Consider the following 14,899-nt stretch of genomic DNA (forward strand, 5'->3'; position numbering starts at 1 on the left):
CCTCCCTTATGTGCTCGGGTCGATGAGCAGAATCATCGCCCCGGTAACCAGCAGATTGATCAGCGTCAGCGGCAGGCAGACCTTCCAGCCGAAGCTCATCACCTTGTCGTAGCGCGGCCGCGGCAGCGCCGCGCGCAGCAGCACGAACAGCACGACGAAGAACGCCGTCTTGAGCAGGAACCAGACGATCGGCGGCAGCAGCGGCCCGTGCCAGCCGCCGAAGAACAGCGTCACCAGCAGCGCCGAGATCAGCACGATGCCGATGTACTCGCCGACGAAGAACATGCCCCATTTCATTCCGGAATATTCGATGTGATAGCCGTCGGCCAGCTCCTGCTCCGCCTCCGGCTGATCGAACGGATGGCGGTGAGTCACCGCGATACCGGCGATGACGAAGGTGCAGAAGCCGAAGAACTGCGGCACGATGAACCAGACGTTCTCCTGAGCGTTGACGATGTCACGCATGTTGAACGAGCCGGTCATGGCGACGATACCCATGACCGCCAGACCCATGAAGACCTCGTAGGAGAGCGTCTGGGCGGAGGCACGCAGCGCGCCGAGCAGTGCATACTTGTTGCTGCTGGCCCAGCCGGCGAACAGCACCGCATAGACGTTGATGCCGGCCATGGCAAAGAAGAACAGGATGCCGATGTTGAGATCCGCCACCCCCCAGCCGGGCGTGATCGGGATCACCATGAACGACAGCAGCAGCGAGGCCATGGCGATCGCCGGTGCCAGCACGAAGAAAGTACGGTCGGCGAACGGCGGGATCCAGTCCTCCTTGAAGAAGATCTTGAGCATGTCGGCGGCGATCTGCAAAAGCCCGAAAGGCCCGACCCGGTTGGGACCGTAGCGATCCTGCCACAGCGCCAGCAGGCGCCGCTCGATCATGCTCAGCAGCGCCCCGGAAACGACCACGACCAGCAGGATGACCACGGCCTGGACCATGGCGATCAACGTCGCCTCGACTTGCGGCGTCCACCAGCTCATGGGCGCGCCTCCCCGGCCGACGCCTGGCTATCGTGCTCCGCTTTCGCGACCTGCCCCCAGCGCATGACGCCTGGCGTCAGTCCTCCGGTGACTTCCTGGATCGCGCCGCTGGGCAGGCCGACGACACCTGGCGGCAGACCGGCGCTGAGTCTCGCCGGCAGCTTGAAGCGCGTGCCATCGACAGCGATCGAGACCGCATCGCCGGCACCGATACCCAACCCCGCGGCATCGGCCTGGTTGAGTGCGACCTGGGGCGGCGCCATGCGCTCGCGGATCGGTTCGGCGCGGCGCGACATGTCGTCGCCGCCGAACAGCTGGGGCAGATCGATCACCTGCCATTCGCCCTCGCGCGGTTCGAACGCGGCAGGGATCTCGCTGCAGTAGTCGCCACCGACGGCGGCGGCCGTGAACAGCCGCACGCCCGGGTCGCCGGCGCGCAGATGGCCGCCGACCTCGTCCTGGAACTTGTTCCACGCCTGCGGCGAGTTCCAGCCCGGCGCCCAGGCGAAGGCGACCTCGCGGCGCGGCTCGCGATAGCCGGCATAACCCTCCATCGAGAACGCGAAGGGGGTATCGAGGTCCACCGGCGCCCGCGGCTCGTTGACGTTGAGATTGGCACGCATGGCAGTACGGCCACTGTAGCGGTGGGGCTCGCGGGCCAGCTTCAGGCCATGGATGCGAAACATCGCCTCCGGCGTATTCTGGTGCAGCGGCGCCAGGGCGGGAGCATCCTCGGCAACGGCCTGGGTCAGGTCGTCGAGCAGAATGGTCTCCATCGGCTGGCGCTCCAGCGTGGCGTGAAGCGCGTGCAGCCAGCGCCAGCTCTCGCGAATCCGGGTGTCCGGGCGCATGTAGCTGGGGTCGAAGACCTGGTAGAACCGCTGGGCACGACCTTCGAGACTGACCAGGGTGCCGTCGCTCTCGGCGAAGGTGCCCGCCGGCAAGCCGACGTCGGCGCGCTCCCAGGTCGGCGTCCGCTGGTGGTCGACCACGACGACCGCCGCGGCCCGCCCGAGCGCGCTGTCCACGCGTGACGTAGGCAACCGGACATAGAGATCGTTCTCCAGGATCACCACGCCGTCGGCGTCGCCCTGCTCGAGCTGGGCCATCGCCCAGTCGAGGGATTCGCCACCCAGCAACCCGAGCCCGACGCTATTGGCCTCGCGGCGAACGAGGGTCAGGCCGGCGTCCGAACGCTGGCGCCGGCCGAGCGCTCGAGCGATGTTGCCGGCCGCTTCAAGAATCGCCATCGAACCCAGCGACTCGCCGGCAATGACCAGCGGCTTCTTCGCCGCCAGCAGGGTATCGGCGATGCGCCCGGCCAGCTGCGACGTCTCTTCGTCGAGACCGTCGACGACCGGCGCGGTGGAGTCGAGGGCGTGCGCCACGGCGAACCCGAGCCGGGCGATATCATCGGGCGCGAGTCGCCCGGCATGGGTGGCGATGCCGTCGAGCTTGGTCGCGTCCGGCGTGGCCAGGAACAGCGGATGGCCGGCATCCTGGGCGATGGTCTTGACCGCTTCGGCGTTCCACTCGGGGATGCCGCGCTCGGCGCCCAGCTCGGCACCCTTGCCGCGCACCGCCTGGCGCACCGACAACGCGACGCGGGCAGCGCTCTGGATGAGGTCTTCACCCAGCACCAGGATCGCATCGCACTGCTCGATCTCGCGCAGGCTCGGCGTGGCCAGCCCCGCCTCGCGGTTGAGCGCTTCCATCCGCCGGATCCGCGCCAGCTCTCCGGCCTCGATACCGGTGGAGAAGTTGGCCGCGCCGACCAGCTGACGCAGCCGATGGTTGCTCTCCAGGCTGGCCCGGGGCGAGCCGATGCCGATGATCCGCTTGGCGCCACGCAGGCGATCCGCAGCCAGATCGAGCGCTTCGTCGACTTCCATCGTCCGGGCTTCACCCCCGCTCTCCCGGCACTCGGGGCGAGTCGGCCGATCCTTGCGGTTGACGTAACCGTAGCCGAACCGGCCACGGTCGCAGAGAAAGTAGCCGTTGACGTCGCCGTTGTAGCGATTCTCGATCCGGCGAATGTCGCCGTAGCGCTCGCCGGGGCTGATATTGCAGCCGCTGGCGCACTGTTGGCAGATGCTCGGTGCGAACTGCAGATCCCACTTGCGGGTGTAGTGATCGGAGTGGGTCTGGTCGGTGAACACCCCGGTCGGGCAGACCTCGGTCAGGTTGCCGGAGAACTCGCTCTCCAGCGTGCCGTCGGTGACGCGGCCGAAGTAGACGTTGTCGTGGGCGCCGAAGGCCCCCAGGTCCTCGCCACCGGCGTAGTCCTGGTAGAAGCGCGTACAGCGGTAGCAGGTGATGCAGCGGTTCATCTCGTGGGCGATGAACGGCCCCAGGTTCTGGTTGCGATGGGTGCGCTTGCGGAAGCGGTAACGACGCCGGTCGTGGCCGGTCATCACCGTCATGTCCTGCAGGTGGCAGTGGCCCCCTTCCTCGCACACCGGGCAGTCGTGGGGGTGGTTGACCATCAGGAACTCGATCACCGTCTCGCGGAAGGCCTTGGCCTCCTCGTCGGCGATGGAGATATAGGCGTCGTCCTTCACCGGCGCCATGCACGACATCACCAGCATGCCGCGGTCGTCGTCGGCATCCTTGTACTGCTTCACCGCGCACTGGCGGCATGCGCCGACGCTGCCCATCGCCGGATGCCAGCAGAAATAGGGGATATCCAGTCCCAGCGAAAGGCAGGCGTGGAGCAGGTTGTCGCTGTCTTCGACTTCGTAGTCGTTGCCGTCGACGTGAATAGTGGCCATGGCGTCGAACTCCTCCTACACGCTGCCGACCGGGATCGGGTCCGCGTGCGCCTCACCCTCGGGTCGGGTGATGCCGCGCTCGAACTCGTCACGGAAATAGTGGATCGCGGATGCCAGCGGCATCGCCGCCCCCGGCGCATGCGCGCAGAAGGTCTTGCCCGGCCCCAGGTCGCGGGCCATCTGCTCGAGCAGCTCGATATCGCCAGCCTGGCCCTCGCCAGCCTCCAGCGCCCGCAGCAGCTTGACGCTCCACGGCAGGCCGTCGCGGCACGGCGTGCACCAGCCGCAGGATTCGCGGGCGAAGAACTCCTCCAGGTTGCGGGTCAGCGAGACCATGCTCTGGTTGTCGGCGACCACGGTCAGTAGCCCTGTTCCCATGCGGCTGCCGGTCTTCCCGATGGTGTCGAAATCGAGCGCCAGCTCCAGGTGTTCGGGCAGCAGGAAGCCGGTACTGCCACCGCCGGGCAGCCAGCTCTTGAGGGCCAGGCCGTCGCGCATGCCGCCGGCGAGCTCGAGGATCCGGTTGCCGGTGGTACCCATCGGCAACTCCCACAGCCCGGGATTGTTGACCTTGCCGGAGACCCCGTAGAGCTTGGTGCCGCCGTCGCTGCTGAGATCGCCGGAGAGCGCCTGGAACCAGTCGGCGCCATGATTGACGATGCCCGGCACGTTGCACAGCGTCTCGACGTTGTTGACCACCGTCGGCAGCCCCCAGGCGCCGGACTGGCCGGGGAACGGCGGTTTGGCTCGCGGATTGGCACGCTTGCCCTCGAGCGAGTTGATCAACGCGGTCTCTTCCCCGCAGATATAGCGTCCGGCACCGGTGTGCAGGGCGATATCGAAATCCCAGCCGCTGCCGCGCACGTCCGGACCCAGCCAGCCATCGGCGCGGGCGTCGGCCAGGGCACGCTGGATCGAGGCAGCCGCCAGGTGGTACTCGCCGCGCAGGAAGATATAGCCCTGTTTCGAGCGGTTGGCGTAACCGGCCAGGATCATGCCCTCGATCAGCAGGTGCGGCTGCTGCTCCATCAGCAGGCGATCCTTGAAGGTGCCCGGCTCCATCTCGTCGGCGTTGCAGACGATATAGCCGCGCGGCGCATCGCCGCCCTTGGCGGTCAGGCTCCACTTCATGCCGGCGGAGAAACCCGCGCCGCCACGGCCGCGAAGATTGGCGCCCTTCACCTCCTCGGTCAGCGACTCGTAGGTGTACTGTTCCAGCGCCTTGGTGACCGCGGCGTAGCCGCCGGTGTCGAGATACTCCTCGAGCAGCACCGGCGACTGGTCGTCGTGCAGGCGCCAGGTCAGCGGATGGGTCTCGGAGCGGCGTTCGCCGGCGGATTGCAGAATGCGACTCACGACTCGCCCTCCCGCATCAGGTTCTTGATCGTCATGCGTACGCCTCCAGCAGTCGGGGGATCTCGTCCGGGGTCACCGGACCGTGCAGATCCTCGCCGATCAGAATCGTGGGCCCGCGATCGCAGGCACCGAGACAGCACACCGGCAGCAGGGTGAAGCGGCCATCTGCGGTGGTCTGGCCCATCTGGATACCGAGATGATCGATGAAGGCGTCGCGCAGCTGCTCATAGTCGGTAAGAAAGCACGAGCTGCTGTCGCAGATCAGGATCACGTGACGGCCGACCGGCTGCCGGAAGATCAGGCTGTAGAAGGTGGCCACGCCCTCGACGTCGGCGACACGAATGCCCAGCGTCTCGGCGATCGCCGGGATCGCGCCATCCGGCACGTGGCCGTGGCGCTTCTGCACGATCTTCAGTGCCTCGATGCTCGCCGCCTGCGGATAGGGGTAGTGCGCCCGCTCCTCGAGAATCGCCGCGCGGTCGGCGGGGTCGAGGACGAAACCGTCGCTGGCGATAGTCGTCCCAATGGTCGCGGTAGTAGTCATGATGGCTGCCTCATCGGTCCACGTCGGCCATGACGAAGTCGATACTGCCCAGGTGCGCGATCAGATCCGGCACGAACCCGCCGCGCATGACGGCGGGGATCTGCTGCAGATGCGGAAAGCTGGGCGTGCGAATGCGTGTCCGGTAGCTCATGGTGCTGCCGTCGCTGGTCAGGTAGTAGCTGTTGATGCCCTTGGTCGCCTCGATCATCTGCATCGACTCGGCGGCCGGCAGCACCGGCCCCCACGAGACCTGCAGGAAGTGGGTGATCAGGGTCTCGATGTGCTGCAGCATCTTCTCCCGCGGCGGCGGCGTGGTCAGCGGATGATCAGCCTTGTAGTCGCCAGCCGGCATGTGATCGATGCACTGCTGGAGAATGCGCACGCTCTGGCGCATCTCCTCGATCCGCATCATGCCGCGATCGAAGGCGTCGCCGTTGACGGCGGTGGGCACCTCGAAATCGAAATTCTCGTAGCCGGAGTAGGGGCGCTTCTTGCGCAGGTCGAAGTCGAGCCCGGTGGCGCGCAGGTTGGGACCGGTGACGCCCCACTCCAGCGCCTGCCGGGTATCGAAAGCGGCGACGAAGCGGGTGCGATCACGCACGATGGCGTTGTCCATCATCGCCTTCTCGTACTCGGCCAGACGCTTGGGCATCCAGTCGACGAAGCCCTGCACCAGCTTGTCCCAGCCCTTGGGCAGATCATGGGCGGTGCCGCCGATGCGATACCACGCCGGGTGCATGCGGAAACCGGTGATCGCCTCGATCACCTCGTAGGCCTTTTGGCGGTCGGTGAAGGTGAAGAAGACCGGCGTCATGGCGCCCAGATCCTGTAGATAGGTCCCCAGGAACAGCAGGTGGCTGTTGATGCGGAACATCTCCGCCATCATCACCCGGATCGTCTTGGCACGGTCGGTGACGGTGATGCCGGCCAGTTTCTCCACCGCCAGCACATAGGGCAGGTTGTTCATCACCCCGCCGGTGTAGTCGATACGATCGGTATAGGGGATGAAGCTGTGCCACGACTGGCGCTCCGCCATCTTCTCGGCGCCGCGGTGGTGATAGCCGATGTCCGGCACGCAGTCGACCACCTCCTCGCCGTCGAGCTGCAGCACGATGCGGAAGGCGCCATGGGCCGAGGGGTGGTTGGGCCCGAGGTTCAGGAACATGAACTCGGTCTCTTCGCCCTCGCGCTTCATGCCCCAGGCCGCGGGATCGAAACGCAGCGCCTCCTGCTCCACCTCCTGGCCCTTCACCGTCAGCGTGTAGGGGTCGAATTCGGTGGCGCGGGCGGAGTAGTCCTTGCGCAGCGGATGACCGGTCCAGGTCGGCGGCATCATGATCCGGGTCAGATGCGGATGACCGCTGAAGTGGATGCCGAAGAGATCGAAGACCTCGCGCTCGTACCAGTTGGCATTGACGAAGATATCGCTGATCGAGGGCAGCGCCAGGTCTCGCTCGTGCAGCGCCACCTTGAGCATGATGTCGGCGTTACGCTCCACCGACAGCAACTGGTAGAAGACAGTGAAGTCCGCCGGCGGCAGCCCCCGGCGATGGGTCCGCAGGCGCTCGTCCACGGCGCTCAGATCGAAGAGCATCGAGAACGGACCGGTCACGCGCCGCAGAAAGCCGAGCACATCTCGGAGTTGTTTGCGAGCGACCCAGATGACCGGCATGCCGGTCAGCGTCGCCTGCGGCGTAAAGGCGGCCTCGCCGAACTGGCGCGCCAGTTCGGCCATGACGTCGGGTTGACCGGCGGCATGGGAGGCGCTGGAAGTCGTCACGCTCTCGTTTCGAGAATCATCGGCTGCGGTCATGGTCTGGCGGCCCCCGGGTGCAGAATCAATGGTCGAAAACGACCACAAGGATCAATGGCAGTAACGATCGACGTGGACGACCGGGCTAGATGCCATCGGGGGTGCGCAGCTCCTTGACCGCAATGCGTCTGTCGCGATGCTTTTCCCGCTGCGACGGCATCTCGGCACGATAGACGCCCTGGTCCCCGACCACCCAGGAGAGCGGACGACGCTCTTCCTGAATCGAGTCCTGCAGGAGCTGAAGACCTTGGAGAAACGCTTCGGGACGCGGCGGGCAGCCGGGCACGTAGACATCCACGGGCAGGAACTTGTCGACCCCCTGGACCACCGAATAGATGTCGTACATGCCGCCGGAGTTGGCGCAGGAACCCATCGAGATGACCCACTTGGGCTCGAGCATCTGATCGTAGAGCTGCTGGATGACGGGCGCCATCTTGATGAAGCAGGTGCCGGCAATGACCATGAAATCGGCTTGGCGTGGCGAGGCGCGGATGACCTCGGCCCCGAAACGGGCAACGTCGTGGGGCGCGGTGAACGCCGTGGTCATTTCCACGTAGCAGCACGAGAGCCCGAAGTTGTAGGGCCACAACGAGTTCTTGCGCCCCCAGTTGACGGCCGAGTGAAGCACGTCCTCGAGCTTGCCCATGAAGACGTTGCGATGAACCTGCTGTTTCATCGGATCATCGACGATCTCGCGCTCGCCGAGTGGGTAACGATCAGCCGAGGAATCGCCTCCCTCCGCACGGGTCAGGGTGTACTGCATAGTGGGCCTCAACAAACCTGATAGAAAAACGGTCGAGGAAGCGCAGATCAGTCACGGATGCCTGGCTCCCATCGTTATAATCTTGTCGATCGATACCGCGATCCTGCTTCACGCGTTGCGTCTCGAGGCAACGGGCGGCTTCAGCGTGCACGACGCTCGACCCCTGGCACGGCAGCCAGCTCGCGGGCACGCGACGCGTCTTCGCGCCCGCGCTTGCGCGGCGCCCAGTCGAGCGCGCCGACGCGAGCATCGTAGACCAGGCCTGCCAGTAGAATAAGGATGAATGCCGCCGCCCCGGCGAATCCCGTCCAGCCCACCTCGCGCACGGAGACGGCCCAGCCGAACAGGTAGACGGCTTCGATATCGAAGATGACGAACAGCATGGCAACGAGATAGAACTTGACCGAGAACCGCTGGCGCGCGGACCCGGCACCCACGATGCCGGACTCGAACGGCAGGGACTTGCTGCGTCCGTGGCTCTTGCCACCGAGCAGGCTGGCAGCGCCGATCATCAATCCACAGAGCGCCACCACGGCCACCACGAAAAAGCCGGTAGCCCAGTAGCTGGCAATCCATGCGGAGACCGGATCGGACATGCCTTCCCTCGCAGACGTGATGGAACCCGAACATGATGGATATCGAACCAAACTGACAGGTTCGTAAGTTTACGAGTTTACACGATGACGACTGGGTAACAAGTCTGCTAATTAGTCCTATTGCAGCCTGTCGGTAAATCTGGCGGGCCGCTGCCGGACCATCGTCTTCGCCACTCTGACCTTCAATCCACCTATTGCCGTTGGGCAATGACGGCATCTTGTCTTAGGCTAGACGCTTTCCCGCTGCTTGCAATGTCCACCCATGGTTTCTCGCTCGATTCCCAATGCTTTGACGATCGCCGGATCCGACCCGTCCGGTGGCGCCGGACTGCAGGCCGATATCAAGACCTTCTCGGCCCTCGGCGTCTATGCCACCAACGTGATTACCGCCGTAATCGCGCAGAACACGCGCGGCGTGGTGGCGGTCGAGCCGGTATCGGTGGGGCTGATCCGCACCCAACTGGACAACCTGCTCGACGACGTCGAGATCGACACGGTCAAGATCGGCATGGTTGCCAGCCGCGAGGTGGCGCAAGCGATTGCCGCGGCGCTGGCGCGACGCCGGCCGCGCTGGATCGTGCTCGACCCGGTGATGGTCGCCAAGAGCGGCGACCGACTGGTGGACGACGAGGGGCTGCGTGCCGTGCGCGACATCCTGGTCCCGCTGGCCGACGTGATCACGCCCAATCTCCCCGAGGCCGCGGCCCTGCTCGGGACCGAGGTGCCACGAGACCTCGCTGCCATGGAGGCGATGGTAGGCGATCTCGCGGCATTGGGGGCTCCTTACGGCCTGCTGAAGGGAGGCCATCTACCGCTGGATCGCTGCCCGGACCTGCTGTGGGTGCCGAACGCCACGCGCTGGCTGGATGCGCCACGGCTGCGGACACGCAACCTCCATGGCGCGGGCTGCGCGCTCTCATCGGCGATCGCGGCCCACCTGGCGCACCTGCCCCCCACCCACCCCGACGTCGAACAGGCCATCGGCGATGCCAAGCAGTGGCTCCTCCAGGCTCTGGAGGCCAGCGATCGCCTCACCGTTGGCCAGGGCANNGAAGCCCGAAGCCCGTCGCTCAATCGTCCGGGTCGAGAACCGCTTTCAGGAAGGCCTTGGTACGCTCCTCCTTCGGGGCGGTGAAGATCTCCTCCGGCTTGCCCTGCTCCTTGATCCGCCCCTTGTCGAAGAAGCAGATACGGTCGGAGACCTGGCGCGCGAAATGCATTTCGTGGGTCACCAGCAGCATGGTCAGGTCGTGCTCGTCGGCCAGCGTCCGGATGACGTTCAACACCTCCCCCACCAGCTCCGGGTCCAGCGCAGAGGTCGGCTCGTCGAACAGCATGATCTTGGGCCGCATTGCCAGTGCCCGGGCAATGCCCACTCGCTGCTGCTGACCACCGGAGAGCTGGTGGGGGTACTTGGTGGCCTGGTCGGTCAGCCCCACCATCTCCAGCAGCTCCATGCCGCGCTGCTTCGCTTCGGCCTTGCTGACGCCGAGCACCTGGACCGGCGCTTCGGTCAAGTTGCGCAGCACCGTCATGTGCGGGAACAGGTTGAACTGCTGGAATACCATGCCCAGGTGGCTTCGCATCTGGCGCAGGTGCTGCTCGCCAGCCGGTTCGAGTGATTCGCCCTTGCGCTGATGCCAGAGCGGCTCGCCGCCGACGTAGACGACACCGCCGTTGATCTCCTCCAGTGTCATCAGGATGCGCAGCACCGTTGACTTGCCCGAGCCGGAGGGGCCGATGATCGTCACTTTCTCGCCTCGCTGGACCTCGAAATCGAGCTCGTCGAGAACCACATGATCGCCGAAGCGCTTGACGACCTTGTCGAATTTGATGATGGGGCCGCGATTGTCGGTGGCGTCGTTCATTTGAGGGAGAGGCCTCGCTTGGGCAGATGGGTATCCAGGTAGCGCACGCCGAAGGAGGCAATGATCGTCATCACCAGATAGAGGCCGCCAACCATGGAGAGCGGGATCAGGTAGCCACCGGTGCGATCGCCGATGATCTTGGCCACGCCGAGCATCTCCAGCACGGTCACGACCGACAGCACGGGCACGTCTTTCATGATCGAGACCAGATAGTTGCCCAGCGCGGGAATGATGCGCGGGATCGCCTGCGGCAGGATGATATGGGTAAAGGTCCTGGCGGACGCCAGATTGAGCGCGCGGGCCGCCTCGCGCTGCCCCTTGGCCACCGCCTCCAGGCCGGCGCGGTAGACCTCGGAGGTATAGGCGCTGTACTGCACGCCCAGCGCCAGCGCACCGGTCAGAAATGCCGGCAGCGTCAACCCGAATTCGGGCAGCACGTAGAACAGGAAGAATAGCTGGATCAACAGCGGGGTATCCCGAATGAACTCGGTCACCAGCTTGGCCGGCCAGCGGATGAAGCGGGTCGGCGCGCTTTTCAGCGCCGCCAGCACCAGGCCCAGGATCAGGGCGATGAAGAAGCCGACCACGGTGGCCTGCAGTGTCACCACCAGACCGTGCAGCAGAATCGGGAAGATCGAGACCGCAAAGGCCCACTGGCTGCTGGTATCCCATTCGATGCCGAAAAACATGCGTTATCTCCCCGCCGCGCGCCAGCGGCCAACGTAGCGTTCCAGCAGCTTCATGCAGGCCGTGAGCACCAGCGCCATGCCGAAGTACATGAACAGGACCAGGGTGTAGACGGTCACGCTGTCCTGGGTGAAATTACGGATCTGCTCGGCCCGAAAGGCCATGTCGCCCAGAGAGATAAGCGACACCAGCGCCGTGTCCTTGAGGTTCTGGACCGCGAGATTGCCGAAGGTCGGCATCATCTCCGGAATCGCCTGCGGCAGGGTGATGCGCCACAGTCGCTTGCGCCCGGTGAAATTGAGCGCGGTCGCCGCTTCGTACTGCTCCTTGGGTACCGCCTGCACGGCGCCGCGAACCACTTCGGCACCATAGGCGCCGATATTCAGCGCCAGCGCGACGACCCCCGCCACCACCGGCGGAAAGCGCAGGTCGAGCCCGATCGCCTGCCCCATGATGGGTAGCGCGAAGTAGATCCAGAACAGTTGCACCAACAGGGATGTGCCGCGGAATATCTCGATGTAGGCAACGCTGATCCCCTTGACCAGGGGGTTGTGGGACAGCTTGCCGAGACCGAACACGAAGGCACAGAGAGCTCCCAGAATCGTCGAGTAGACCGTGAGCTGCACGGTCACCCACGCACCCTGGGAGAGGGGGGCGAGATAGCTCGTCCATTCCATCGGGAAGACCCCGCAGTCGCTGACGAAGGGTCCCGGCCGAACCGGGACCATCAATCACGGCACGCATGCCCGCGCGAGGACGACCTCAGCGGACATGCGCAGTCATATCGCGTTCAGAAAGGGGCTGAATTCACGAATCCGTGGAGCAGAGCTCTTCCGTGGTGTGATGGCTCGAACCATCGACATCGGCCTGGCTGAAACCGTAGCCCATCAGGGTTTCGCGCCATGCGTCCGTCTGCTTGTACTTCTCCAGCGCCTGGTTGACCGCATCGCGCAATTCGGTGTTGTCGCTGTTGAACGCGAACGCGCCCCAGCTTCGCACCTCTTCGCCATCGATGACCGGATCCTTGAAATCACCGGCGGACTCGACGTCACCACTCTTGTCGGCCAGCTCGCTGACCGTCAGGCTGGTGGCGGCGTAGGCATCCGCGCGGCCGGTCGATACGGTCGAGATCGCATCGGCGTTGCTGGAGATGGTGACCATGTTGTCCTGTGGCACGCCGAGCGCCTGCAGCATGTCGAGCTGGTCGGCACCCGCCATGATGGCGACCTTGGCATCACCGTCGACGAAGTCGCTGAAGGCGTGCAGATCCTTTGGATTGCCCTCCTTGACCAGCAGCCCCTCCCCGTAGGATGAGTTCGGCTCGGAGTAGATCACCTGCTGGCAGCGATCCGGCAGCACCGCCATCTCGGCCGCGGCGATGTCGAAGCGATTGGCCTGGAGGCCAGGGATCAGCGAGCTGAAGTTGGTGGTGACCCACTCGATGTCGTCGACACCCATCTCGTTCATGATATGGCGGATGACATCGGGGCCCGCACCCTTGGCTTCCCCGCTCATGTCCATGTAGCCGTAGGGAATTTCGTTGGCCACGGCGATCTTGACCGAGCCGGAGTCCTTGATCTCCTGGAGTGAAGCGGCCTGCGCGACCCCGACGGCCAGGCAGGAAAGCACGGAACCGGCAATCAGTGTCGTGACGCCTTTATTGATGTTGTATCGCATCGTTCAGATTCTCCGTCTGCAAGATTCAGACCCGTGTCAACGGGTCGCCCTCGACTCGAGTTCTCGATGATGGGCGCGTTATCGCTTGTCATCACGCCCAGGCCGGCGTGGCCCCGGCATAATTGTCATGATCCTAGAACCACAAACCAGGACAATTCGCAAAAGTTTGGTCCGCTTGGATAGTAGCACCACCCCAGCGGCGGGCGTCAAAGCCTTTATTGACTCATGACAATAGCGATCCAGTAGCTTCCCGGACCGGGGATTCGACCCCGTTTTTTCGCTGCCGGCAATGGTCAGAGCGCCGGATTTCGCCCGATCCAGGCCATCATCTCTTCCTCGAGACGCCAGTAACATAAACATACGTTCTAGTAGCGTCCGTTTTCAATAACGCTTTGCTTGCTATTGATCTCGATCATTCCAATGTCGCTCCGGCGTGCTAACCTTTCGTCCAACTTTCCACCCCGATTTTCAAAGGGATGCCAAGCTGCGATGCGAGCTCTGATTCAACGGGTCAGCCAGGCGTCGGTAAGCGTCGAAGGCGAGATCGTGGGACGTATCGGTACAGGGTTGCTGGCACTCGTCGGGGTCACGGCGACCGATGACCGAGCCCGCGCCGACCGCCTGCTGCACAAGCTGCTGCACTATCGCGTGTTCGCCGACGACACTGGCCGCATGAACCGCAACCTGCAGCAGATCGACGGAGGCTTGCTGTTGGTGTCCCAGTTCACGCTGGTGGCGGCGACCGACAAGGGCCTGCGCCCGAGCTTCTCCAGTGCCGCCCCGCCGGCACACGGGCAGGCGATGTTCGACTACCTGGTGGCCCAGGCCCTCCAGGCGTGGCCGCGAGTCGAGACAGGCCGGTTCGGCGCCGAGATGCAGGTGGCGCTGACCAATGACGGCCCAGTGACATTCATGCTGGAGACATAGAGGCTTCGGCGATTCGGCTGACCATGGCGACCGCCAGACTCGGCGCCGCCTCATACGACAGGGAAACGCGGCACACGCCGTAAGCGAGAAAGGAAGGAAGCTGACCCATGACCATCCCCCTTGCCATCATCACCGGCGGCGCCCAGGGCATTGGACGCGCCACGGTGGAACTGCTGCTGACCGAAGGCTGGCGGGTCGCCGCCCTGGATCGCGACGCCGAGGCCGTGGCGGAGCTCGACGAGGCACATCCCGCGTCGACGCTTCTGTCGATGGTCGTCGACGTCGGCGACGAGCTGCAGGTCAAGGAAGCGTTTCACCACCTCACCCATTGGCAGCAGGAGAACGACCAGTCCACGGGAGTGGATCTGCTGGTCAACAATGCCGGGCTGGCCGACCCGGTCTGCGGGCCGATCGAAGCGCTGTCGCTGGCGGACTGGCGGTCATGGCAGGAGAGCCATTTGACCGGCGCCTTCCTGTGCACTCGCGCCGCCGTCCCCGGCCTGCGCCAGCGCCATGGCGCCATCGTCAATATCGCCTCGACCCGAGCGCTGCAGTCGGAGCCCCATTGCGAATCCTACGCAGCCGCCAAGGGCGGACTGCTCTCCATGACCCACGCATTGGCCGTCAGCCTGGGCCCGGATATCCGCGTCAACGCGATCTGCCCGGGCTGGATCGAGACCGGGCCGTGGCAGAAAAGCGGTCGCCAGACGCAGGCGGACCATCGCGATATCGATCGCGAACAGCATCCGGTGGGTCGCGTCGGCGAACCGGCCGATGTCGCCGCCACGGTGGCTTTCCTCGCCAGCGACAAGGCGGGCTTCATCACCGGCCAGCACATCAGCGTCGATGGCGGGATGACCAAGAAGATGATCTACGCCGACTAGCCGCGAAAGCCAACACGGGCTTA

Annotated in this window: 14 protein-coding genes; 3 read left to right on the top strand and 11 right to left on the bottom strand. The window is 64.9% G+C overall.

Annotation, left to right across the window (positions count from 1 at the left end; translation table 11 throughout):
- Positions 1-6: 6 nt before the first annotated feature.
- The 7 genes from nuoH to ndhC form a co-directional block, all read right to left on the bottom strand.
- Complete coding sequence (nuoH, locus tag DOM45_RS01675) at positions 7-990, bottom strand: NADH-quinone oxidoreductase subunit NuoH (protein ID WP_110597773.1); 984 nt, start codon at positions 988-990, stop codon at positions 7-9.
- Positions 987-3,761 carry an NADH-quinone oxidoreductase subunit NuoG gene (gene nuoG / locus DOM45_RS01680; protein ID WP_110597774.1) on the bottom strand — a complete coding sequence of 925 codons (2,775 nt, stop codon included), beginning with the start codon at positions 3,759-3,761 and terminating at the stop codon, positions 987-989. The genes nuoH and nuoG overlap by 4 nt, the downstream gene beginning before the upstream one ends.
- Positions 3,762-3,776: 15 nt before the next feature.
- Positions 3,777-5,117 carry an NADH-quinone oxidoreductase subunit NuoF gene (nuoF, locus tag DOM45_RS01685; RefSeq protein ID WP_110597775.1) on the bottom strand — a complete coding sequence of 447 codons (1,341 nt, stop codon included), beginning with the start codon at positions 5,115-5,117 and terminating at the stop codon, positions 3,777-3,779.
- Between the two features lie 31 nt (positions 5,118-5,148).
- Positions 5,149-5,661 carry an NADH-quinone oxidoreductase subunit NuoE gene (gene nuoE / locus DOM45_RS01690; RefSeq protein WP_110597776.1) on the bottom strand — a complete coding sequence of 171 codons (513 nt, stop codon included), beginning with the start codon at positions 5,659-5,661 and terminating at the stop codon, positions 5,149-5,151.
- Positions 5,662-5,671: 10 nt separating this feature from the next.
- Positions 5,672-7,474, bottom strand: a complete 1,803-nt coding sequence (gene nuoC / locus DOM45_RS01695) for an NADH-quinone oxidoreductase subunit C/D (protein ID WP_110597777.1) — start codon at positions 7,472-7,474, stop codon at positions 5,672-5,674.
- A gap of 85 nt (positions 7,475-7,559) precedes the next feature.
- On the bottom strand, positions 7,560-8,237 hold the full coding sequence (locus DOM45_RS01700) for a NuoB/complex I 20 kDa subunit family protein (RefSeq protein WP_110597778.1): 678 nt from the start codon (positions 8,235-8,237) through the stop codon (positions 7,560-7,562).
- A 140-nt stretch (positions 8,238-8,377) separates the two neighbouring features.
- A complete protein-coding gene (ndhC, locus tag DOM45_RS01705) occupies positions 8,378-8,833 on the bottom strand; it encodes an NADH-quinone oxidoreductase subunit A (RefSeq protein ID WP_110597779.1) in 456 nt (151 codons plus the stop codon).
- Between the two features lie 262 nt (positions 8,834-9,095).
- On the opposite strand from ndhC, the gene thiD reads away from it, so the two are divergent.
- On the top strand, positions 9,096-9,968 hold the full coding sequence (gene thiD, locus DOM45_RS01710; protein WP_110597780.1) for a bifunctional hydroxymethylpyrimidine kinase/phosphomethylpyrimidine kinase: 873 nt from the start codon (positions 9,096-9,098) through the stop codon (positions 9,966-9,968).
- Here thiD and ehuA read toward each other — a convergent pair.
- The 4 genes from ehuA to ehuB all read right to left on the bottom strand — a co-directional run bounded on the left by ehuA (position 9,904) and on the right by ehuB (position 13,065).
- Positions 9,904-10,701: an ectoine/hydroxyectoine ABC transporter ATP-binding protein EhuA gene (gene ehuA, locus DOM45_RS01715; RefSeq protein ID WP_110597781.1), complete on the bottom strand. Its 798-nt coding sequence runs from the start codon at positions 10,699-10,701 to the stop codon at positions 9,904-9,906. The genes thiD and ehuA overlap by 65 nt on opposite strands.
- Positions 10,698-11,390, bottom strand: coding sequence for an ectoine/hydroxyectoine ABC transporter permease subunit EhuD (ehuD, locus tag DOM45_RS01720; protein WP_110597782.1), 693 nt, complete (start codon positions 11,388-11,390; stop codon positions 10,698-10,700). Before ehuD ends, ehuA begins: the two co-directional genes overlap by 4 nt.
- A 3-nt stretch (positions 11,391-11,393) precedes the next feature.
- Positions 11,394-12,065: an ectoine/hydroxyectoine ABC transporter permease subunit EhuC gene (gene ehuC, locus DOM45_RS01725; protein ID WP_110597783.1), complete on the bottom strand. Its 672-nt coding sequence runs from the start codon at positions 12,063-12,065 to the stop codon at positions 11,394-11,396.
- 130 nt (positions 12,066-12,195) lie between these two features.
- Positions 12,196-13,065 (bottom strand): ectoine/hydroxyectoine ABC transporter substrate-binding protein EhuB, encoded by an 870-nt coding sequence (gene ehuB / locus DOM45_RS01730; protein ID WP_110597784.1) that lies wholly within the window; start codon positions 13,063-13,065, stop codon positions 12,196-12,198.
- 489 nt (positions 13,066-13,554) lie between these two features.
- On the opposite strand from ehuB, the gene dtd reads away from it, so the two are divergent.
- On the top strand, positions 13,555-13,992 hold the full coding sequence (gene dtd / locus DOM45_RS01735; RefSeq protein ID WP_110597785.1) for a D-aminoacyl-tRNA deacylase: 438 nt from the start codon (positions 13,555-13,557) through the stop codon (positions 13,990-13,992).
- Between the two features lie 107 nt (positions 13,993-14,099).
- Entirely contained in the window at positions 14,100-14,876 is a 777-nt protein-coding gene (locus tag DOM45_RS01740) for an SDR family NAD(P)-dependent oxidoreductase (RefSeq protein ID WP_110597786.1), read from the top strand.
- Positions 14,877-14,899 lie beyond the last annotated feature (23 nt).

Origin of the sequence: Salinicola lusitanus (assembly GCF_003206045.1) — a bacterium.
GTDB classification, from domain to species: Bacteria; Pseudomonadota; Gammaproteobacteria; order Pseudomonadales; family Halomonadaceae; genus Salinicola; species Salinicola lusitanus.